The following is a 21254-nucleotide window of genomic DNA, read 5'->3' on the forward strand; positions in this document are numbered from 1 at the left end:
CCCGCTGTCGGCGGTGTGCGGGTGGGGGTGCGTCAGCGGCCCAGGGCCCGCCGTCCGCGGCCCTGGGAGACGACCGGCAGATTGCGGGCCGGGGCGCGGTCCCGGGGCGTCTCCTCCTCGATGCGCAGGGCCAGCGCCGGGCAGCGGCGCACCGCGCGTACCGCCTTGGCCTCCGCATAGCGCGGCACCGGTGCCTGGGCGACGGTCGGGAAGCCGTCGGCGCCCAGCTCGAAGACCTCGGGGAGGATGTCGGCGCACAGCCCGTGGCCGCGGCAGAGCGTCCAGTCGACATAGATCTTCTGGCGGCTGGAGCCGGTCTGCTCGGGTTCCGTGCCGCCCGGGAGGCCCGCCGGGGCCCTGCCCCCCTCGAACAGCGGAAGGACACCCTCCACCGGGCGTCCGCAGCCGTTGCCGAGGACATGCGCGGCGAGGTCGTCGGTGAACGCCTTGATGGTCGACTCCAGGAACATCGCGGAGCCGTCCGGGTGCGAACAGGCGCCGCGGCGCTTGACGTTCCGCGCGACCTGCTTGAGCGCCTCCAGAGCGGCCGGTCCGCCGCCGCCCAGGATGTCCTCCAGACCGCGCGCGGCGGCCGGCAGCCCGAGGTAGCAGGGACCGCACTGTCCCGCTGTCTCCTCGGCGAGCCACTGGGCGACCCGCAGCGACTCGCCGAGCGGGCAGGTCTCCTGGCTGATCGGCAGGATCGCGCCCGCGCCCAGCGCACCGCCCACCGCGTCCAGCGAGTTGCGGGAGACGACTGCCTCGTTGACGGTGGCCGAGTCGATCCACTTGCCGTGGTACCCGCCGGTCAGCACACCCTGCGGCATCGGCGGGGCGCCGGCGAGCTGGAGGACGTAGCGCAGCGGCACTCCCGTGGGGACCTCGATCACCATGGGCCGGGCGACCGCGCCGGAGACCGTGAGCATGACGGTGCCGGGCTCGTCGTAGAGGCCGGTGTTGCCGTAGCGCTCGGGGCCGATGCGGGCGGCGATGGCCAGCTGGGCGAAGGTCTCGGCGTTGGACAGCAGGGTCGGGGCGCCGCCGACGCCGTTCTGCGAGGCGCTGACCTTGCGGCCCGGCGGGATGGCCGGGCCGCCGTCGATGGAGCGGATCAGCGACGCCGCGGCGCCGGTGACCATGCGCACCGGGTTGCGCTGCACGCTCGCGCGCAGCGCCGACCGGCGGCTGTTGCTGAGGCCGCGTTCGGCGAGCGCGGCCTCCATGGAGCGCTGAGTCGACTCCCGGGTGACCCCCACCACGAGCGTGCGGGCACCCAGGGCCTCGGCGCACAGCAGCGCGCCGTCCAGGATGAGATGCGGGGCACGGTTGATGAGCACCGTGTCCTTGCGGCAGGCCGGTTCGTCCTCGCTGCCGTTGACGACGACGACCGGCCGGACGCCGCGCTTGATCGCCGAGTCGGCGACCGAGCGCAGCTTCTTGTGGAAGGGGAAGCCCGCGCCGCCGCGGCCCTTCAGACTGATGGCCTCGGAGAGCTGCGCGAGCTGCTCCCCGCCCATCGGTTCGAGCGGCCCGTGCACCTTGAGGTGCATGGGCAGATCAAGTCGTTCGACAAGGTCGAAGCCCGACGTGAGCTGGGGAAGCCCGACCACGCGGACTTCTGGAACGTCGGGCAGGGCCTCGTTCACCTATAGCCTCCGGAAGGCGTGTTCCAAGGTTCACCCGATCCCGGCGCGTCGAAGGACTCGCCGGGGGTTGGTGCGTTGGTGGGACCGCTGTTGTACGTGTCGTTGGTGTTGTACGTGCCGTAGAGGGTGTTCGTCTCACCGGTGTCGTACACGTCACTTCCGCGGTACCCGCCGGGGCCTTGGCTGCCGTAGGCCGGGATGTTGAAGCCGGTGTCCTGGAGCGGGTCGTAGGCCGACGGCGGGGCCTCGCCGACCGGGGGAGGGGAGGGGACCGGCCAGCTTCCGGTGCCGCCGGCGTTCACACGGGGCATCGCTCCGGTGCCCTGCATGTCCGTCAGCGGGTCCATCACGGCGGTCTGGTCGGCGCTGTAGTCCTGGCGGGGCTGGGCGGGCGGGGTCACGGTGCGGTAGGCGGCGGCGAAGCCGTTCGCGGGCTGCGGGGCTGCGAAGCCGTTCGCGGACTGCGGGGCCGCGGGGGATTCGTAGGACGGTGCGGACGACGGTGCGGACGGGGACATCACCCGCGGCTGGGCACCGGTTCCGGTGTCGCCGAGCGGGGAGCGACGGCCGCCGCGCCCCTCGTAGCCGGGCAGGGAGCCGCCGCCCGACGGCATCGCGGACTCCGCGGCCCGGGAGCGGCTGTCGTCGAGGTCGTCGAGGACCGTGCGCTCGTCGCCGCCGAGCAGCGACATGATCCGGTCGGCGACCTTGCGCTTGAAGGGGCGGGGCGCGGCGCGCAGGGCGAGCATCGCCATGACCGCGATCAGGGACAGTTCGTACAGGTACGTGAAGAGCGGGCTGCGCACCGGGCGGCCCGCGTAGAGCCCGTGGATCAGCGCCGCGCACCAGGCGGGGTAGGCCAGCATGTGCATCGCGCGCCAGCGGGCGGCCACCGGCGCGGGTGAGGCGAACTGGTTGCGCAGCGCGCCGGTGACACCGACGAAGATCATGAGCAGCCCGGCCAGGGAGCCGAGGCCGATCAGCCCGCCGCTGCCGGTGAAGCCGAGGCTGAAGGGGATCAGCGCGGCGATCAGCACGGTGTGGTCGATGGCGAGCTTGATGGCGATGTGCACGATGAGGAACGCGATCGAGGCGACGGCGGTGATCCGGTGGACGCCCTGGGCCACGATGCGCTGGCGGATGTTGAGGATGATCCGGTCCTGGGCGACCAGGCCCCAGATCACCGAGCAGCTCAGGCAGACGAGCGACAGGACGCCGGCGCCGAAGTTCAGGAAGTCCTGGAGCCAGTTGCCTCCGTTCAGCACGATCACGGGTATGAGGAGCAGGACGACAGCGGTCGCCACCCCGTAGGCCGAGCGGCCGGGTTTGGGGAGCGAGCTGTTACTGCGGCGAGGGTTCATGGGGGCAACTCCGAGCGGTTCGGGAAAGCGGTCCCGACCGAGCACTCTAAGTGGCCGCAAACCGAGCGGTACGGCGTTTGAGTTATTGCGTTGTTATCAAGGTGTTGCGTGGGGGTGGTGTTGTCCCCATAGGGGTCGTTACGCCGGGTTATCATTGAACATTGTTCAGCTTTTCAGAACCTTCACAAGCGGGTGCGGTGCCTCTACGGTTGGCTACGGCGCCCCGGCCGCGGGTTTCGCCGTGTCTCCGTCATGTCTCCGTCGTACCGCCGTGGCGCCCTTGTGACGCTGCAGTCGCCCCTGGTGCGGGCTCCGCCGAGGCCGCCCCGCCGGAAGTCCGTCGCGGCCCGCTCGACGGCTGCGGTACCCTGACGCCATGCGTGCCGTACGCCTTCTGCTTAGCGAGCCGCGCTGATCAGTCCCGGCCACCGGGTGAGTCGAGTGGCCGGCATCGGCGCGGCGTCCCCTCCTGTGCGAGGGGATTTTTCATTTCCGGAAAGTCGCAGCCGCAGGCAGAGACGATCGATGGAGCTTTGAGGATCATGAGCGAGACGAACCCCGCTGCCGCCGAGGTGGCGGCGCCGCACCGCTACACGGCCGCCATGGCGGCCGACATCGAGGCACGCTGGCAGGACTTCTGGGACGCCGAGGGCACCTACGCGGCGCCGAACCCCGGCGGCGACCTGTCCGGCGATCCGGAGCTGGTCGCCAGGCCCAAGAAGTTCATCATGGACATGTTCCCGTACCCCTCCGGTGCGGGCCTGCACGTCGGCCACCCGCTGGGCTACATCGCGACCGACGTCTTCGCCCGCTACCAGCGGATGAGCGGCCACAACGTGCTGCACACCCTGGGCTTCGACGCCTTCGGCCTGCCCGCGGAGCAGTACGCCGTGCAGACCGGCACGCACCCGCGCGTGTCCACCGAGGCCAACATCGAGAACATGAAGGCCCAGCTCCGCCGGCTGGGCCTGGGCCACGACAAGCGCCGGTCGTTCGCCACGATCGACCCGGACTACTACAAGTGGACCCAGTGGATCTTCCTGCAGATCTTCAACTCCTGGTACGACGACGAGGCGAAGAAGGCCCGCCCCATCGCCGAGCTGATCGCCCAGTTCGCCTGCGGTGAACGCGCCGTACCGGGGCACACGCGCGCGTGGGACCAGCTGACCGACGTGGAGCGCGCCGACGTCCTGAGCGAGTTCCGCCTGGCCTACGCCTCCGACGCGCCGGTCAACTGGTGCCCCGGTCTGGGCACCGTCCTGGCCAACGAGGAGGTCACCGCCGACGGCCGCTCGGAGCGCGGCAACTTCCCCGTCTTCAAGGCCAAGCTGCGCCAGTGGAACATGCGGATCACGGCTTACGCCGACCGCCTCCTTGAGGACCTGGAGGAGCTGGACTGGCCCGAGGCCATCAAGCTCCAGCAGCGCAACTGGATCGGCCGCTCCGAGGGCGCCCGCGTCGACTTCCCGATCGACGGCGAGCACATCACCGTCTTCACCACGCGCCCCGACACCCTGTTCGGCGCGACCTACATGGTGCTGGCCCCCGAGCACCCCCTGGTCGACAAGTTCACCCCGGACGCCTGGCCCGAGGACACCCACGACGTGTGGACCGGCGGCCACGCCACGCCCACCGAGGCCGTCGCCGCCTACCGCGCGCAGGCCGCCGCCAAGTCCGACGTGGAGCGGCAGGCCGAGGCCAAGGACAAGACCGGCGTCTTCATCGGTGCCTACGCCGTCAACCCCGTCAACGGCGACAGCATCCCGGTGTTCATCGCCGACTACGTCCTGATGGGCTACGGCACCGGCGCCATCATGGCCGTCCCCGCGGGCGACCAGCGCGACTTCGAGTTCGCGCGCGCCTTCGAACTGCCGATCCACTGCATCGTGGAGCCGACCGACGGGCGCGGCACCGACACCGCCACGTGGGAGAACGCCTTCGCGTCGTACGAGGCGAAGATCATCAACTCCACCAACGACGACGTCGACCTGAACGGCCTGCCCGTCGCCGAGGCCAAGGCACGCATCACGGAGTGGCTGGAACGCAAGGGCATCGGCCGCGGCACCGTCAACTTCCGGCTGCGTGACTGGCTGTTCAGCCGCCAGCGCTACTGGGGCGAGCCCTTCCCGATCGTCTACGACGAGGACGGCGTCGCCCACTCCCTGCCCGAGTCGATGCTGCCGCTGGAGCTGCCCGAGGTCGAGGACTACTCGCCGCGCACCTTCGACGCGGACGACGCGGACACCCAGCCCGAGACCCCGCTGTCGCGCAACGAGGAGTGGGTGAACGTCACCCTGGACCTGGGCGACGGGCCGAGGAAGTACCGGCGCGAGACCAACACCATGCCCAACTGGGCCGGTTCCTGCTGGTACGAACTGCGCTACCTGGACCCGCACAACGAACAGCGCCTGGTCGACCCCGAGATCGAGCGCTACTGGATGGGCCCGCGCGAAGGCCTGCCGCACGGCGGCGTCGACCTGTACGTCGGCGGCGCCGAACACGCCGTGCTGCACCTGCTGTACGCGCGCTTCTGGTCCAAGGTGCTCTACGACCTGGGGCATGTGTCGTCGGCCGAGCCGTTCCACAAGCTGTTCAACCAGGGCATGATCCAGGCTTACGTCTACCGCGACAGCCGCGGCATCGCGGTACCGGCCGCCGAGGTCGAGGAGCGGGACGGCGCCTGGTGGTACGGCGGCGAGAAGGTCAGCCGGCTGCTGGGCAAGATGGGCAAGTCCCTGAAGAACGCGGTGACCCCGGACGAGATCTGCGCCGAGTACGGCGCCGACACGCTGCGCCTGTACGAGATGGCGATGGGCCCCCTGGACGTCTCCCGGCCGTGGGACACGCGCGCGGTGGTCGGTCAGTTCCGGCTGCTGCAGCGGCTCTGGCGCAACGTCGTCGACGAGGAGACCGGCGAGGTCACCGTCGTCGACACGGAGCCCGACGTGGAGACGCTGCGTGCCCTGAACAAGGCGATCGACGGTGTGCGCCAGGATCTGGAGGGGCTGCGCTTCAACACGGCCATCGCCAAGGTCACCGAGCTGAACAACCATCTGACCAAGGCGGGCGGTGCCGTACCGCGGGCGGTCGCCGAGCCGCTGGTGCTGATGGTCGCCCCGCTGGCCCCGCACATCGCCGAGGAACTGTGGCGCCGTCTGGGCCACACCGACTCGGTCGTCCACCAGGACTTCCCGGTCGCCGACCCGGCGTACGTCGTCGACGAGACCGTGACCTGTGTCGTACAGATCAAGGGCAAGGTCAGGGCACGCCTGGAGGTCTCGCCCGGCATCTCCGACGAGGAACTGGAGAAGACGGCGCTGGCTGACGAGAAGGTCGTCGCCGCGCTGGACGGCGCGGGCATCCGCAAGGTGATCGTGCGGGCGCCGAAGCTGGTGAACATCGTCACGGCGTGACGGCTCCGGCGTCGAGGCGTCGCCTTCGGTTGAGCACAGGGGAGGGACCTCCGGGTGATCCCCTACGGGCAGGTTCGGGGTTCCATCGGAACCGCGGGCCTGCCCTGTGCGTTTACCGTGGAGGTGCGGCACGAGGCGTGCCGTGCGGGGCCCGGAGGAGGAGTGTCGTGGAAGCCGTGGTCGCAGTGTTCGCCCTTCTCTTCCTCCTGTTCGTGGCCCTCGGCGCCTACGCCACGGTGAAGGCCGTCGGCGCCGCCAAACGCGGCGTGGACCGGACGGTCGCCCAGGCCCGCCGCACCGTCGAGGACCACACACTGCGCGCCAAGACCTTCACCCAGTTCGGCCCCGTCGGCGAACTGGCCCAGCTCCGCCTCAAGCTGCGCACCTCCATGCGCGCCACCCAGGACGCCCTCCAGGCCGGCGCCGCCGAGGACGAGTCCCTCAAGGAGTCGCTGCGCCTCTTCCACCAGCTCAGCGCCCACGGACATGAACTCGACGGCGAGCTCAAGCGGCTGGAGTCCGAGCCGAACCGGGCGAAACTGGCCGAACTGCTGCCCGCCCTGCGGGAGCGCACTGAACGCGTCACTCAGTCGGCCGACGCGCTGCGCTGGGCCGCCAACGACCGTGCCCGCCGTTTCGCCGAGGACGACCTGGACGCCCTGAGCGCCCAGATCGATGTCGAGGCGGGCGCCCTGCGGCACTGGAAGAAGACCGAAGACCCCGCCCACACCCCGCCCCCCTGGCCCGAGGCCCCCACCACCGGCGGCCCGGCCGCCGAGCAGACCTGGCCGGACACCCCGGGCGCGGGCAGCACCTCGCGCGGCCCTTCCCACGGCACCGCGCACAGCACCGGGGAACCCGAGCGGGCCTCCATCGACCCGCCCGCCCCGCGCCCCACCTACCCGTGGCAGAAGAAACCTCGGCCCGAGAGCACGACCTGATCCCGCCTCTCCCACCCCACCTGGCAGAGGCCGGGCTGCCGTCCGGGTACTACGGAAGGTAACCTCCAGTCCATGTCCCGCCATGTCGCGATCGTCACCGATTCAACGGCCTACCTGCCGCAGCTGACGATGGAGCGCCACGGCATCACCGCGGTACCCCTGACCGTCGTCGTCGACGGCGAGCCGTTCGACGAGGGCACCGAGATCTCCACCCGCGCCCTGGTCCAGGCCCTCCACAAGCGCCGCCCCGTCACCACCTCGCGCCCCGCCCCCGAGATCTTCGCCGAGACCTACCGCCGGGTCGCCGAGTCCGGCGCCACCGGCATCGTCTCCCTGCATCTCTCCGCCGAACTGTCCGGCACCTACGACGCCGCGGTCCTCGCGGCACGCGAAGCCCCGGTGCCCGTGCGGGTGGTGGACACCGGGATGATCGCGATGGCCCTCGGCTTCTGCGCGCTCGCCGCGTCGGAGACGGCGGAGTCGGGCGGCACCCTGGACGAGGCGGTCACCATCGCCGAGAAGCGGGCCGCGGCCACCTCGGCCTACTTCTACGTCGACACCCTCGAGTATCTGCGCAGGGGCGGCCGGATCGGCGCGGCCCAGGCCCTCCTCGGCTCCGCGCTCGCCGTGAAACCGCTGCTCCAACTGGAGGGCGGACGCATCGAACCCCTGGAGAAGGTGCGCACGGCGTCGAAGGCCATCGCCCGCCTGGAGGAACTCGTCGCCGACCGGACCGGCGGCACCGAGGTCGACATCGCCGTCCACCATCTCGCCGCCCCCGACCGGGCATCGGCCCTCGCCGACCGGCTGCGCACCCGGCTGCCCGGGCTCGGCGACCTCCATGTGAGCGAGGTCGGTGCGGTGATCGGGGCGCACACCGGACCGGGGCTGCTGGGCGTGGTGGTCTCGCCGCGCTGACGGTTCTCCATCTGCGTTGTCACCTGTGCCTTCGCCCGCGTCTTCACCCTCACGGGTGGCGGAGTTATCCACAACGGGGCGTTGGTCCACGGAAATCGACCAAGATCATCGCGGCTCGGCGGGATCGCGGATGCTCGTCGCATGGCACATCGATCACGCACGAGCACCTGCTCGACCCTCCAGACAGTCACCGCGACCAGCGGCCCGGGCCGCGCTCCCGGCTCCGACGGCCGTGCGCGGCACCGCCGTTCGACCGCCCGAGGACCACTGCGGCGAGACCGCAGGACCCCGGCGACGGCACTCCAACACCGGGCGGAACTGCTCTTCCCCGAACGGGTAGCGGGCCGGGAAGCGTTGGCGGAGGAGGCGGCGGGGAGCGGACCACCGGGGGAGGAACGGTGCACCGCGCCCCCGGATGAGGAACCCGGCGTCGGCGCCGGCCCCGATCCCGTGCCCCGCGCCGCCGGATGGCGTGAGCGAGCCGGTCTCGCGGTGCGCGAACGGCTGCCGTTGTGGGTGCAGACGCGGTGCGGGGTGGAGCGGCGGAGCGTGATCGCGCTGACCGTGCTGCTGGTCGTCGCCGTGGCCTTCGCCGTGCACCACTACCGGTCGGGCCGCACCCAGCCGGTGCGTGTACCGCAGGTGGTACGGGCGGAGGTCCCGTACGAGAGCGGAGAACGCGAAGGAACCGGAGGAACCACAGGACCGGAAGGACTGCGGAAGCGCGCCGCCCCCGGGACGGCAGGGTCGGAGATCGTGGTGGATGTCACCGGACGGGTCCGCAGTCCCGGGATCCGGCATCTGCCGGCCGGTTCACGGGTGGTCGACGCGCTGCGGGCGGCGGGAGGAGTACGACCGGGCACCGACACCGACGCCCTCAACCGCGCCCGGTTCCTGAGCGACGGGGAGCAGTTGGTGGTCGGCGGCCCGGCACCCGCGGCACCCCCCGAACCGCTCGGAGAGGGTGCTGCGGGCGGCGCACCCGCTGGCACAGGGGGGTTGGTCTCCCTCAACACGGCGACGGCGGAACAGTTCAACACTCTCCCCGGCGTCGGCCCCGTGCTGGCCCAGCACATCATCGACTACCGCACCCGGCACGGCGGCTTCCGCTCGGTCGACGAACTGCGCCAGGTCAACGGCATCGGCACCCGCCGCTTCGCCGATCTGCGCGAGCTGGTCCGCCCATGAGCGGTGGAGTCCCGCCCCCGACGGACCGCAATGCTCACGGCCGCCTTACCCCGACCGATGCCGCCCGCCCCGCCGTGCACGCGGCCGCCGGCCGGCTCGGCGCGTCCCACCCCCGCCAGGAAGCCCCGGTGGACCTGCGCCTCGTACCGCCCGCGCTGGCCGCCTGGGCGACGACCGCGCTGCTCCTGGACGCGCCGCCCGCACGGACCGCGGCAGTGGCAGTCGCCAGCCTCGCGGCGGCCTGCGTACTGATGGGCCCGGCATTACGACGGCGCGGCATGGCTGGCATGGCTGTCACCTGGCCGCGGGCCACCGGCGCCGCCGTACTGGCCGCGGTAGCCGCGTCCGCCGCCTCGGCCGGGCTGCATGGCGCGGACCTGCGCAGGGGCCCGGTGCCGGAGCTGGCGAGGCAGTACGCCACCGTGACCGCCGAGGTGGAGGTCACCTCGGACCCCCGACTGACCCGTCCCCATGTCAACGGCGATCATGCGGCACCGCCATCCGTTCTGATCGAGGGCGAGGTGAGACGGGTCGAGCAGCCGGACGGGACAGAGGTGACGACGCGCACACCGGTACTGCTGCTGGTGGACGCGCGCGCATCAAAGACGAGCCGGTGCCACGGATGACCGGAGGCCCCTCCGGACCCCAGCGCCTGGCGGGCCGATTGCGGGCCGGGCTACGCGAGGCCACTGACGGACTGCCGCCGGACGCGCGGGCGCTACTGCCGGGCCTGGTCGTCGGGGACACGTCGAGGATCCCGCCGGAACTGGACGAGGCGTTCAAGGAGACGGACCTGGCACACACGCTGGCTGTGTCCGGCAGCAACCTGACCATCCTGCTGGCCCTGCTGATCGGCCCGCCCGCCCTGGCCCAGCGCGTCGAACGACGTGGCCTCGCCCCGCGGCTGGGCCTCCCGCTGCGGGCGACCGCGCTGCTCGGCGGGGCGCTCACCCTCGGCTTCGTCGTCGTGTGCCGCCCGGACCCGAGCGTGCTGCGGGCCGCCGCCTGCGGCACCGTAGCCCTGCTCGCGCTCGCGACCGGCCGCCGCAGATCCCTGCTCCCGGCACTGGCGGCGGCGGTCCTGCTGCTGGTGCTCTACGACCCCTGGCTGGCCCGCAGCTACGGCTTTCTGCTCTCCGTGCTGGCCACCGGCGCCCTGCTCACCCTCGCGCCGCGCTGGAGCGAGGCCCTGCGACGGCGCCGGGTGCCCGCCCGGCTCGCCGAGGCGCTGGCCACTGCCGCCGCGGCCCAGGCGGTGTGCGCGCCGATCGTGGTGGTGCTGTCGGCGCGGGTGAGCCTGGTGGCGGTGCCGTGCAATCTGCTCGCCGAAGCGGCCCTCGCCCCGGCGACGGTGCTGGGCTTCGCGGCGCTTGCGGCGGCACCGATGGCGATACCGGCGGCCAAGGCCCTGGCCTGGTGTGCGGGTTGGCCCGCGGGCGGGCTCGCGTACGTGGCCCGGACCGGGGCCGCGCTGCCGGGAGCGGGAGTGGACTGGCCGGGCGGCTGGACGGGTGCGCTGCTGCTGGCCGCCGTCACCGCGATCACCGTGACCGTGGGGCGGCGACTGCTGACCCACCCCTGGCTGTGCGCGGTGTGCGGGCTGCTGCTCCTGCTCGCGATCGTACGGCCGCCCCCGCTGACCAGGGTGATCACGGGCTGGCCGCCGCCAGGCTGGCGGTACGCGATGTGCGACGTGGGCCAGGGCGATGCGACGGTACTCGCGGCGGGCGAGGGAACCGGGGTGGTCGTGGACACCGGCCCAGACCCGGCACCGGTAGACCGCTGTCTGCGCGACCTGGGCATCACACGCATCCCTCTGATCATCCTGACCCACTTCCACGCCGACCATGTCGCCGGGCTGCCCGGGGTGCTGCGCGGGCGGACGGTGGGCGCGATCGAGACGACGGAGTTCGAAGAACCAGCGGACCAGGTGGAGTCCGTGAGACGGGAGGCAGCCGCACGCCACATCCCCCTCTTCCCCGCGAGGGCCGGGGAACGCCGCACCGCAGGCCGGCTGACCTGGCAGGTACTGTGGCCGCCGCCACACCCGTTCCCGGAGCCCGACGGACCGAACGACGCCAGCGTGACCCTGTTCGTCCGCTCGGCCGGACTGCGCCTCCCCCTGCTCGGCGACCTCGAACCCCCGGCCCAGCAGGCCCTCTTGGACTCCCCGGCGGGCGCCCTCCTGGGCCCGGTGGACGTCCTGAAGGTCGCCCACCACGGCTCGGCCCACCAGGACCCGGCGCTGATACGCAGGGTGGCCCCGCGCCTGGCGCTCATCTCGGTCGGTGCGGACAACCCGTACGGACATCCGGCCCCGAGCACGGTCGCCGCGCTACGGGCGGAAGGGGCGACGGTGCTGCGCACGGACCGCGACGGCGCGCTGGCGGTGTCCGGAGAGGGCCGGAAGCTGCGGATCACGCGAGACTGAGTGCATGAGTCCCGTGGCCATGAATCCCGCGCTGATCGACGCCTATCTCGACCGTCTGGGTGCCCCGCACCCCGGGTGGCCGACCGTGGAGGTCCTGCGCGAACTGCATCTGCGGCACCTGCGGGCCGTTCCCTTCGAGAACCTGTCCGTGCACCTGGGAGAGGAGATCGTGCTGGACGAGCAACGGCTGCTGGACAAGGTGACGAGCGGTGGGCGGGGCGGATTCTGCTACGAACTGAACGGCGCCTTCGGGGCGTTGCTCGCCGCGCTGGGCTTCGATGTCACGACGCTGGCGGCACGGGTGTACGGGGCGGAGGGGCGGCTCGGGATCCCCTACGACCATCTCGCGCTGCGGGTGCGCACGGTGGACGGCGGTGACTGGCTGGCCGACGTGGGCTTCGGCTCGCACAGCTTTTACCCGCTGGCTTTCGGGGACCCGGGCGAGCAGGCGGACCCGGGGGGTGTGTTCCGGATCGTCGAGGCGGGCCCGGACGCAGCGGGGGTACGGGGCTGGCGGAACGGCCACGAGGCGGCCGACCTGGATGTGTACCGGGACGGAAAACCCGAGTACCGGCTGGAGACGCGGCCACGGGTGCTCGCGGACTTCGCCGCGGGGGCGTGGTGGCACAGCACCTCGCCTACCTCGCATTTCACCCGCTCCCTGGTGTGCTCCCGGATCACCGAGGACGGCGGCCGTCTCACCCTGAGCGGCCGCACGCTGACGTCGACCGCCCGCGACGGGAGCCGGGAGACGACCGAACTGACGACGGACGAGGAGGTGCTGGGCGCCTACCGGGACCGCTTCGGCATCACGCTGGACCATGTCCCCACGGTCCGGAACCCTGCCCCGGCCGCGAAGGGGACGCCGTAGGGCTGGAAGATGACTCCGTGAGCGAAGTGAGACACGTACTGGTCCTGCCCGACCGCGACGCCGCCCGGGAAGCGGCCGACGCCCTCGCCGACCGCTTCGGCACCGACGAGGAACCGGCCGTCGTCCGCGAGGCCCTGGCGGGCGACGACGACGCCGAGGACGCACAGTGGCTTGTCGTCCTGCACGACGAGGAGGGCCGCCTGGACCCGGCCGCGCTGGACGAGTTCGCGGGGGACTGGGAGGGCTGGCGGGAGGAGCCGTAGCGTCTCTGAAACTCTGTGTGTGTCTGATGGTTTCAGGCTTTTCGGGCGCGGCGTGGCCGTGTGCGATTGCCGTCGTGGGGTCCGAACCTCGGGGTGAGGGGGTGGACTTCGGTGGCGTGCGCGTGGTGGAAGCCGGTCCGCTCGGCGGCGCGGGTGCGCCGCCGACAGGTTTCGCGGGAGAGTCGCCGTGTCCCGGCCGGAAGGAGTTCTTCCGGCCGAGTGGGGGCGGGTGCTCCATGACCTGGCCCGCACCCCGGGAAGGGGGTGGGGGTCTGGGTGTCATGCCCCGCCGGACGCTGTACCGCCCCGGTGGGGGTGGTGGCGGGGACCGTACGCGCATCGGGCGTACGGCGGGAAGTGTGTGTCCGGCGGGCCGGGCAGGGTCGGGCCGGTGTGGGGCGGGTCTTGCCCGGGGTGGTCTTCGGGCCGCGCGGCCGGGCGGGGCCGGTGGCCGCGCGGCGCAGGCGGCGGGTGGTCTTCTTCGGGCGGCGCACCATGGTGACGGTGCCCTCGACGGGGGTGCGGATGGTACGGGTGCCGGTGGCGCGTTCGGTTTGGGTGTGGGTCTGGCCGAGCAGGCCGCGTGAGACGATCCGGCGGGCGGCGGCCAGGTCGCGGTCCAGGGACAGACCGCAGCCGGTGCAGTGGGCCCATTTCCAGCCGCGCTCGCCCAGCCGGTCGGGGGCGGGATGATGCCCGAGCGCACCCAGGCACTGGGGACACAGGGCGGAGGTGCCCCGGGCCGGGACGGTGACGACGGTGATGCCGGCCTTGGCGGCCAGGTGCCGCATCGCCTCGGCGACGGTGCCGCGCACCTGCCCGGACAACCGGGCATTGCCCCGCCGTCGGCTGCGCGTCTCGAGGGTGGCGAGGTCTTCGATGTAGATCACGGTGGCGCCGAGCGCCTGCGTCTGGTCGACGGCCCATCGGGCGGCCGACCAGGCCAGCGCGTCGTTCAGGTGGCGGATGCGGGCGCACACCCGAGCGTGCTCGCGTTCCAGCACCGCCGCCCGCTGAAGCAGGACGGTCCGGGCTGGTGGCGAGGTGCCGGGCGGCTCGGCGAGCGCGCGGTGGTGGTCGCGTTTGGCGGCGAGGTGTTCGCGGTGGGTGCGCAGCCGGTGCAGTTTCGCACTGACCGCGGTGGCGTCGAAGACCAGCGGGCGGCCGTCGGTGACCACCCGTGCCGTCCCGGCCTGCCCGGTCAGGCGGCCCACGGCGCCGGTGAGCAGGGTGTTGACACCCCAGTCGAAACCGGCCGCCACGGTGTGTCCGGTGGCCGGAGCGGTGGCCAGCGGCCTTGAGTGCGGCAGGTCCACCGCGATCCGCCCGGTGAGGGTGGGGCGCAGGGTGGGGGCGTGCAGGACCGCGTCCGGCTCGACGGTGACCGGAAGGCGCAGGTCGATGACGTGCCAGGCCCAGTCGTGGCGGGAGACCGGCGTGGCCACGAGGGGGAGTTTCACCCGTAGCCGGGCCCGTGCCGCATCCAGGCGCTCCAGGGTGGTCTGCTGCCGGTCCATCGCCGCCAGCAGCACCGAAGCGGCCACCGCCGGGGGTTCCTCCAGCTCGCACAGGCCCGCGGGCAGGCGCCCGGCATGTGCACGGGCCCAGTCGCGGATCTGCCGGGTCCGGTTGCGGATCTCCGCCGCACTCGTCCCCGAGGGCAGCACCTCCCGCAGGGCCGTCCACTCCGCCCGGGTACGCCGAGAGGGATCGGCGGGCCAGGCGGCCAGCAGCGCCATGACCACGGCCCGCCGGTGCAGGGCCAGACGCAGCGTGCGGGCGGCCTGCTCCTCACCCGCCCGCCGCACCCGGTCCGACACGTACACCCCCGCCCTCCCGTCCGCCCCGGCACACGCAGCAGAAGCAGAAGCAGAAGCAGAAGCAGGGCCGGGCGTGTTCCAGCCCAGGCGGCGTAGGGCCATCCAGCCCTTGGACGGCAGGCCCTTGCCGTCCGCGTCCACCCCGGCGGCCAGCACATCCAGCGACGTCTCGTCCCACCGGGCCGCGACCAGCCGGGCGGTCAGATCCCGGCACAAGACGGCCAGGAAACCCACCCGTTTGCACAGCACCCGCTGCCCGACCCTGTGCCCGCCCTCCTCCAGGACGGCACCAAAAGCGGTACACGTCGCCGTCGCCATCAGCCTAGCCACGGTCCTCCCCCACCCGCACGGCTTCGGCTTCGGGAGCAGGGAAGCGACCTGGACCTGCGCCGACGGTACCGGGGCCGGAGCCAGGATCGCCGATCCGCTCGTCGGCCTCGGCCAGCAGCCGTCGCCGTGCTTCACGCGAGCGCAGCCCGTACATCCGTCCGGCGAAGGCGGCCACCAGGGACATGAAGTCGTCCAGCAGTTCCTCCCTGCCCCCCGCCGTGCCCTTGGCGTGCAGGACCTCGAGCGCCACCTCGCGATGGGCCAGCACCTCGATCAGCCAGCCCGCACCGAACCGGGCCAGACGGTCACGATGCGTGACCCGCACATGGGTGAACTCCCCCGCCGCCGCCCGCTTCAGCAACCGGTCGAGACCCGGACGCGACTCCCGCAGCCCCGAAGCCCGGTCCCGGAACAGCGCGACCACCACACCCGAAGCCGAGCCCCGCAACTCCGCCTCCTGCACGGCCAGCGACGACTCCTGCCCACTGGTTCCCGAGACCCGCACATACAACGCCTCACGCCGCTCAGCCGACGCCGCACTCCCCGTCAACGCGTCCAACGCCTCGACGGAGAAACGACGTTCCCGGCCCACCCACACCACCGCAACCCTGCCCTCGTTCGCCCACAGCCGCAGCGTCCCCGGGTGCACACCCACCCTGCGCGCGGCCACCGCCAAACGAAGAAGCTCCATGACCACGGACCCTACGGCCGCATCACCACCAGACAGCCCAAACCAGTGCGAACCCCACACCATCGCATGGCAGATCACCGGATTACCTGCAGAGCCACACCAACCCTGCTATCCAGCATCAACACGGATCCATAAACCAAGCACCCAACAGTTGAAGACCCTCGCCCGTCCTGCCGCCGGCCTGCCGGGTCTATCAGGAATTAGGTGTGATTCGTCTGTTTGGCCTACGAGTTGATCGGTGGGCTGTTCGGCCTACACCCGGCCGGCGGTAAGGCGTCCGTCGAAGAGGACGTCGAACTCGTTGAGGGCGGACTTCCAGCGGTTGTTCCAGCGCTGGCGGCCGCGGCCGGTGGGGTCGAGGGCGAGGGTGGCCAGGTAGAGGCGCTTGAGGGCGGCCTGCTCGTTGGGGAAGTGTCCGCAGGCCTGGGCCGCGCGCCGGTAGCGGGCGTTGAGCGACTCGATCGCATTCGTGGTGTAGACGACCTGGCGGATCGCGTCGGGCAGGCCGAGGAAGGGCACGAACTCGCTCCAGGCCCGTTGCCAGGTCCCGGCGATCGACGGGTAGCGCTTGCCCCACGTGGCGTCGAACTCGGCGAGCCGTTGACGTGCTTCGTCCTCGTTGACCGCGGTGTAGACGGGCTTGAGGTCGCGGGCGACCTCGGCCCAGTCACGGCGGGAGGCATAGCGCAGGCTGGCGCGGATGAGGTGAAGCCGTCAAGAAACAACCTGGTGTTTATCGGCGCCGACTGAGGTGAGCAGGTCGGCTGCGGTGGGGTGGCGGTGGTCGGCGGGAGTGATGTCGGTGTGGCGGGCATCGAGGATCGGCAGGACATCACGGATCGCGTTCCACAGTGTGCTGCGGCAGACGCCGAACAGCTCGGCGAGAGCGTCGAGGCCGCAGACGCGGCGGCGGTAGAGGATCGTGGCGAGGATCCGGTCGCCGTCGGTGATCTTCTGCCGGAAGACTCCGCCGCGAGTGCCCGGGCGCCGGTTGCCGCCGCGCTGGCGGTGGCGGCGCTCTTCGATCGCGGCGGCATAGGGCACGATCAGTTCTTCGAGCAGGGCATGCAGTGCCTCGTGACTCATGCCGGTCAGAGTCGGGGCCGTCAGCGCCTGGCGGGTCAGTGTCGCGGGAGCGTGCTGGGCCGGGCCGCTGCCGGTGACCCAGGCGCGGAGGTCCTCGGCGCGGGTGAAGTAGCGCACGATGGTGGGCGTGATGCCGATCTTCTGTTCGTCCAGCAGCTTCCGGGTGGCCTTGATGCCGTGGCCGATGGTGACGGGATTGATCCCGAGCAGGTCGCCCAGCACCTTCTGTGGGCAGACTTGGCGCAGGTAGATGACGGTGATCAGGACTTCGTCCGCATCGGAGAGCAGTGATCGGCTGCGGCCGGTGGTGGCGACGCGGCGCCCTTTGCGGAGCACGTAGCGGTGTTGTTCAGCAGCGGCTGCCTGGGCGGGGGCCAACTTGGCTTTCAGCGCGTTCAGTTCGTCGGTACTCATGCCGGTCAGGCGGGGGTCGGTGAGCAATTGGAGGGCTTGGGCGCGGGCCTCGGTGCGTTCGTCGGCGCGCGGGGCGAGGGCGGTGCCGCCGCTCGGGGCGATGCTGTAGTTCCACTGGCCGTGGTCGGCATGCGCGGTGATCGGCAGGGCCTGCAACTGTTCTCGGCTGACCGCGATGCCGGTCGGGTAGGAGCCTTCGTCGAGAGCGGCCTCGACGCGCAGGCCGGTCCGGGTGGTGGTCGCGGTGATTGTTTTGAGGACGACTTCGTGGCTGGTCAGGGGGCGTCCGCGCCAGTTCATCGTGATGTGGGAGAACAGCCTGTGCTCGATTTTGTTCCATTTGCTTGTGCCCGGCGGAAAATGACACACCGTGACGTTCAGGCCGACATCGGCGGCGAACGCGGCCAGTTCGGCCTTCCAAACCCGGTAGCGGTAGCTGTTGGACCCCCCGGCGTCCGCGGTGATCAGCAGCCGTGATGCCTGGGGGTAGTCGTGGCGGCCGCGCGCCTGCCACCAGCGGCGGATCGAAGCTGCCGCGAACGTGGCAGTGTTGTGGTCGGTGCCGACGTTCACCCAGCCAGTGTTCGTGCTCATGTCGTAGATCCCGTACGGGATCACGGACTCCACATGCGGACCGGCGAAGAAACTGTGGTCCTCGACCTCGACGGGCTGTCCGGCCGGCCGCCATTCCTGCCCGGGCATCGGCAGTTGCCCCACTTGTTCCTTTTTCTTCGCGTCCACGCTGATCACCGGATCACCCGCAGCCTGATGCTCCTTGACCTGCTCGTTGATATAGCGGAACTGCGCGTCCCGGTCAGGGTGTTGATCGCCTTCCAGCGTCTTGGCGGTGCCCTGCAGGCTGAACCCCTGCTCCTTCAACAGCCGACCCACCGTGGGTGCGGTCACGCGATGCCCTTGCCGGGACAGCTCTGCGGCCAGGTGCCGCAGCGACTTCGTCGTCCAGCGCAGCGGCGACATCGGATCACCGCGCTCGTCCGGTTCAACCAGCGCCATCAGGGCCGGGACCAGCTGAGGGTCGACCTCCTCGGCCCGCATCCGCCCGCCACCAGGGCGCCGGATACGCCCCTCGGGCAGCGGGTCGGCCCCGGCCTCGAGTTCGAACACGCCCTTGCGGACAGTCGTCTCGCTGACCTGGGCTATCCGCGCAATCAGTCCGACGCCTCCGTGCCCGATCAGCCGGGCCTCGGTCGCCAACGCCAGTCGCCGTTGACGCTCGTTCAGATGCGGGAGAAGAACGTCGAACCGTCGTGCCAACTGGCTGCGGACCTCGTCGGATATGCGCATACCAGATCAACGATCTCGTCTCCGCGAAGCAACGCGTTGTTTCTTGACGGCTTCGGTGGACGACGCAGGTCTGCACCACCGTGCGAGGCCAGACGGTGTTCACCGCGTCGGGCAGAGCACTCAGCCCGTCGCAGACCAGCATCAGTACGTCGCGCACGCCCCGGTTCTTGATCTCGGTCAGGACTGTGGTCCAGTACTTGGCACCCTCACCGCCGTCGCCGACCCATAGGCCGAGGATCTCGCGGTAGCCGTCGGCGGTGACCGCGACGGCCACGTAGATCGGCCGGTTGGCGACATGACCGTCCCTGATCTTGACGTGCACGGCGTCGACGAAGACGACCGGGTAGACCGGATCGAGCGGGCGGGTGCGCCATTCCGCCATCGATTCCAGGGCCTTGTCGGTGATCGTGGAGATGGTCTCCTTCGTGGTCGTCATCCCGTACGTCTGGGCGAGGTGGGAGACGATCTCACCGGAGGTCAGGCCCTTGGCGGTCAGCGAGAGCACCAGATCGTCCAGCGCGCCCGTGCGGCGGGCGTAGGCGGGCAGGATCCGGGGCCGGAAGGTCCCCAGCCGGTCACGGGGGACCTGCACCGTCACCGGGCCGACCTCCGTCATGACCTTCTTCGCCCGGTAGCCGTTGCGCATGTTGCCGCCCGAGCGCGATCCGCGCCCGCCCACCCGGCCGGCCCCGGCAGCCAGGTGCTCGTCCATCTCGGCATCCAGCGCGGCCTGCATCAGGTGCTGGGCCAACTCGGGCAGCAGCCCGCCCTCGCCCATCAGCCGCAGTCCGCCCCCGCCGCGGACCTTCTCGGCCGCCAACGCGGCCAGCTCCTCCAGCAACTCACTGGACAGACCGTTCTCAGACACCGGCATCGACCTCACGTCGGCACCCTGAACGCCACCGCCAGCCACGGCAAGCGACACGCTGCCCAAGGACTCGATCCGGTGATCCATCGTCGTACTCATCAGGTGACTCCTTCGGGGAAGATCACACCTGATTCATGACACTCCCGGCCTGCCGGTCCGGGGCGCGGCGGTGTGATGTCAGTGGTGCGTGCGATGCTGTACGCGATGGCCAAGAAGACTGCGAACGACGATCTGCTCGCCCCGGTGACGCTTGCCGTGGGCCAGGAGGATCTCCTGCTCGACCGTGCCGTGCGGGATGTGGTGGCCGCGGCGCGGGCCGCCGATGCCGACACGGACGTACGGGATCTGACACCGGACCAGTTGCAGCCGGGCACACTCGCCGAGCTGACCAGTCCGTCGCTCTTCGCCGAGCGCAAGGTCGTGGTCGTGCGCAATGCGCAGGACCTGTCGGCGGACACGGTCAAGGATGTGAAGGCGTATCTCGCGGCGCCCGCCGAGGAGATCACGCTCGTGCTGCTGCACGCTGGCCAGGCGAAGGGCAAAGCCCTGCTGGACGCCGCGCGCAAGGCGGGGGCGAGGGATGTGGCCTGCCCGAAGATGACCAAGCCCGCGGACCGGCTGGCCTTTGTGCGGGGCGAGTTCCGGACGGCGGGGCGGTCGGCCACGCCCGAGGCGTGCCAGGCGCTCGTCGACGCCATCGGGTCCGATCTGCGGGAGCTGGCGTCCGCGGTGTCGCAGCTCTCCGCGGACGTCGAGGGCACGATCGACGAGGCCGTCGTGGGGCGGTACTACAGGGGGCGGGCCGAGGCGTCCAGCTTCACCGTCGCCGACCGGGCCGTCGAGGGGCGGACGGCGGAGGCGCTGGAGGCGCTGCGCTGGTCGCTGGCCACCGGCGTGGCGCCGGTGATGATCACCAGCGCGCTCGCACAGGGCGTGCGGGCCATCGGCAAGCTGTCCTCCGCGCGCGGCGGACGGCCCGCCGATCTCGCGCGCGAGCTCGGGATGCCGCCCTGGAAGATCGACCGGGTCCGCCAGCAGATGCGCGGCTGGACACCCGACGGGGTGGCCGTGGCACTGCGGGCGGTCGCCGATGCGGACGCCGGTGTGAAGGGCGGCGGCGAGGACCCCGGGTACGCCCTGGAGAAGGCCGTGGTGACCATCGCGCGTGCCGCGAGGTCGCGGGGGCGCTGATCTCGGCTCACACAGCGTTCTTCAGGACGCAAACAGGGCGCAAACGGGACGTACAGGGAATATGTGACAAATAACACGAGTGCCGGCCGTGAGGCCGGATGCTCGGTTCGGGTGGCGTCGTCAGGCGGCGGCGTCGTGGTCCGTGGAGAGGACCTCGGCGAGTTCCTTCAGGACGGTCTCGGCGTTGTCGCCGTCGGCCGTGAGCTGGAGGGTGTCGCCCTTCTCGGCCCCTAGGGCGAGTACGGACAGCAGGCTCCTGGCGTCCACGGCGGGCTGGTCCGGGCGGCCGATGGTCACCTTGACGGGCTGCCGGGTGGCGGCCTGGACGAAGAGGGTGGCCGGGCGAGCGTGCAGGCCCTGCTGTGAGCCGACGGTGACCAGTACCTGGGGCATTGCTTCTCCTTCGAGATCGAGCATGGATCGGGGATGATGGGAGGGCGCAGCCGCCCCTGCGGGCGCTGTGCCCGTAGGTGGCTGGTGGGGGCAGTCCGAAGGCGGTTCAGACTGCCCCCCAGCC

At 71.4% G+C, this 21254-nt stretch carries 13 protein-coding genes and 3 pseudogenes; 8 read left to right on the forward strand and 8 right to left on the reverse strand.

Annotated elements, in window-relative coordinates; genetic code table 11:
• Window positions 1–32: 32 nt before the first annotated feature.
• Window positions 33–1646 carry an NADH-ubiquinone oxidoreductase-F iron-sulfur binding region domain-containing protein gene (locus ACSYGN_RS26985; RefSeq protein WP_460399976.1) on the reverse strand — a complete coding sequence of 538 codons (1614 nt, stop codon included), beginning with the start codon at window positions 1644–1646 and terminating at the stop codon, window positions 33–35.
• On the reverse strand, window positions 1643–3007 hold the full coding sequence (locus ACSYGN_RS26990; protein WP_460399978.1) for a cytochrome b/b6 domain-containing protein: 1365 nt from the start codon (window positions 3005–3007) through the stop codon (window positions 1643–1645). Before ACSYGN_RS26990 ends, ACSYGN_RS26985 begins: the two co-directional genes overlap by 4 nt.
• 542 nt (window positions 3008–3549) lie before the next feature.
• On the opposite strand from ACSYGN_RS26990, the gene leuS reads away from it, so the two are divergent.
• From leuS to ACSYGN_RS27025, 7 genes and pseudogenes are all read left to right on the forward strand, one after another.
• On the forward strand, window positions 3550–6420 hold the full coding sequence (gene leuS, locus ACSYGN_RS26995; RefSeq protein ID WP_460399980.1) for a leucine--tRNA ligase: 2871 nt from the start codon (window positions 3550–3552) through the stop codon (window positions 6418–6420).
• Between the two features lie 167 nt (window positions 6421–6587).
• Window positions 6588–7361, forward strand: coding sequence for a hypothetical protein (locus ACSYGN_RS27000; protein WP_460399982.1), 774 nt, complete (start codon window positions 6588–6590; stop codon window positions 7359–7361).
• A 72-nt stretch (window positions 7362–7433) separates the two neighbouring features.
• Window positions 7434–8279, forward strand: coding sequence for a DegV family protein (locus tag ACSYGN_RS27005; protein WP_460399984.1), 846 nt, complete (start codon window positions 7434–7436; stop codon window positions 8277–8279).
• A gap of 141 nt (window positions 8280–8420) precedes the next feature.
• Window positions 8421–9467, forward strand: coding sequence for a helix-hairpin-helix domain-containing protein (locus ACSYGN_RS27010; protein ID WP_460399986.1), 1047 nt, complete (start codon window positions 8421–8423; stop codon window positions 9465–9467).
• A gap of 251 nt (window positions 9468–9718) precedes the next feature.
• Window positions 9719–11898, forward strand: a pseudogene (locus ACSYGN_RS27015) (ComEC/Rec2 family competence protein).
• 19 nt (window positions 11899–11917) lie between these two features.
• Window positions 11918–12769 carry an arylamine N-acetyltransferase family protein gene (locus ACSYGN_RS27020; RefSeq protein WP_460403769.1) on the forward strand — a complete coding sequence of 284 codons (852 nt, stop codon included), beginning with the start codon at window positions 11918–11920 and terminating at the stop codon, window positions 12767–12769.
• A gap of 17 nt (window positions 12770–12786) precedes the next feature.
• A complete protein-coding gene (locus ACSYGN_RS27025) occupies window positions 12787–13032 on the forward strand; it encodes a hypothetical protein (RefSeq protein WP_460399988.1) in 246 nt (81 codons plus the stop codon).
• Between the two features lie 32 nt (window positions 13033–13064).
• Here ACSYGN_RS27025 and ACSYGN_RS27030 read toward each other — a convergent pair whose 3' ends face one another.
• The 5 genes and pseudogenes from ACSYGN_RS27030 to ACSYGN_RS27050 all read right to left on the reverse strand — a co-directional run.
• Window positions 13065–15182 carry a zinc ribbon domain-containing protein gene (locus ACSYGN_RS27030; protein WP_460399991.1) on the reverse strand — a complete coding sequence of 706 codons (2118 nt, stop codon included), beginning with the start codon at window positions 15180–15182 and terminating at the stop codon, window positions 13065–13067.
• Window positions 15175–15873 carry an IS607 family transposase gene (locus ACSYGN_RS27035; protein ID WP_460399993.1) on the reverse strand — a complete coding sequence of 233 codons (699 nt, stop codon included), beginning with the start codon at window positions 15871–15873 and terminating at the stop codon, window positions 15175–15177. The genes ACSYGN_RS27030 and ACSYGN_RS27035 overlap by 8 nt, the downstream gene beginning before the upstream one ends.
• A gap of 252 nt (window positions 15874–16125) precedes the next feature.
• A pseudogene (locus ACSYGN_RS27040) lies at window positions 16126–16584 on the reverse strand (transposase); the annotation flags it as partial.
• Between the two features lie 3 nt (window positions 16585–16587).
• Window positions 16588–18678, reverse strand: a complete 2091-nt coding sequence (locus ACSYGN_RS27045; RefSeq protein WP_460399995.1) for an ISAzo13 family transposase — start codon at window positions 18676–18678, stop codon at window positions 16588–16590.
• 45 nt (window positions 18679–18723) lie between these two features.
• Window positions 18724–19552, reverse strand: a pseudogene (locus ACSYGN_RS27050) (IS256 family transposase); the annotation flags it as partial.
• 198 nt (window positions 19553–19750) lie between these two features.
• On the opposite strand from ACSYGN_RS27050, the gene holA reads away from it, so the two are divergent.
• On the forward strand, window positions 19751–20737 hold the full coding sequence (holA, locus tag ACSYGN_RS27055) for a DNA polymerase III subunit delta (RefSeq protein WP_460399997.1): 987 nt from the start codon (window positions 19751–19753) through the stop codon (window positions 20735–20737).
• 120 nt (window positions 20738–20857) lie between these two features.
• Here holA and ACSYGN_RS27060 read toward each other — a convergent pair whose 3' ends face one another.
• A complete protein-coding gene (locus ACSYGN_RS27060; RefSeq protein WP_460399999.1) occupies window positions 20858–21130 on the reverse strand; it encodes an HPr family phosphocarrier protein in 273 nt (90 codons plus the stop codon).
• Between the last annotated feature and the right edge of the window lie 124 nt (window positions 21131–21254).

Source organism: Streptomyces sp. YIM S03343 (assembly GCF_054729195.1).

Coding starts and splice junctions, on each gene's coding strand:
- leuS (WP_460399980.1), top strand. CDS start 3,550: ATGAGCGAGACGAACCCCGCTGCCGCCGAGGTGGCGGCGCCGCACCGC.
- ACSYGN_RS27060 (WP_460399999.1), bottom strand. CDS start 21,130: ATGCCCCAGGTACTGGTCACCGTCGGCTCACAGCAGGGCCTGCACGCT.
- ACSYGN_RS27045 (WP_460399995.1), bottom strand. CDS start 18,678: ATGCGCATATCCGACGAGGTCCGCAGCCAGTTGGCACGACGGTTCGAC.
- ACSYGN_RS27020 (WP_460403769.1), top strand. CDS start 11,918: ATGAATCCCGCGCTGATCGACGCCTATCTCGACCGTCTGGGTGCCCCG.
- holA (WP_460399997.1), top strand. CDS start 19,751: ATGGCCAAGAAGACTGCGAACGACGATCTGCTCGCCCCGGTGACGCTT.
- ACSYGN_RS27035 (WP_460399993.1), bottom strand. CDS start 15,873: ATGGAGCTTCTTCGTTTGGCGGTGGCCGCGCGCAGGGTGGGTGTGCAC.
- ACSYGN_RS27010 (WP_460399986.1), top strand. CDS start 8,421: ATGGCACATCGATCACGCACGAGCACCTGCTCGACCCTCCAGACAGTC.
- ACSYGN_RS27005 (WP_460399984.1), top strand. CDS start 7,434: ATGTCCCGCCATGTCGCGATCGTCACCGATTCAACGGCCTACCTGCCG.
- ACSYGN_RS26990 (WP_460399978.1), bottom strand. CDS start 3,007: ATGAACCCTCGCCGCAGTAACAGCTCGCTCCCCAAACCCGGCCGCTCG.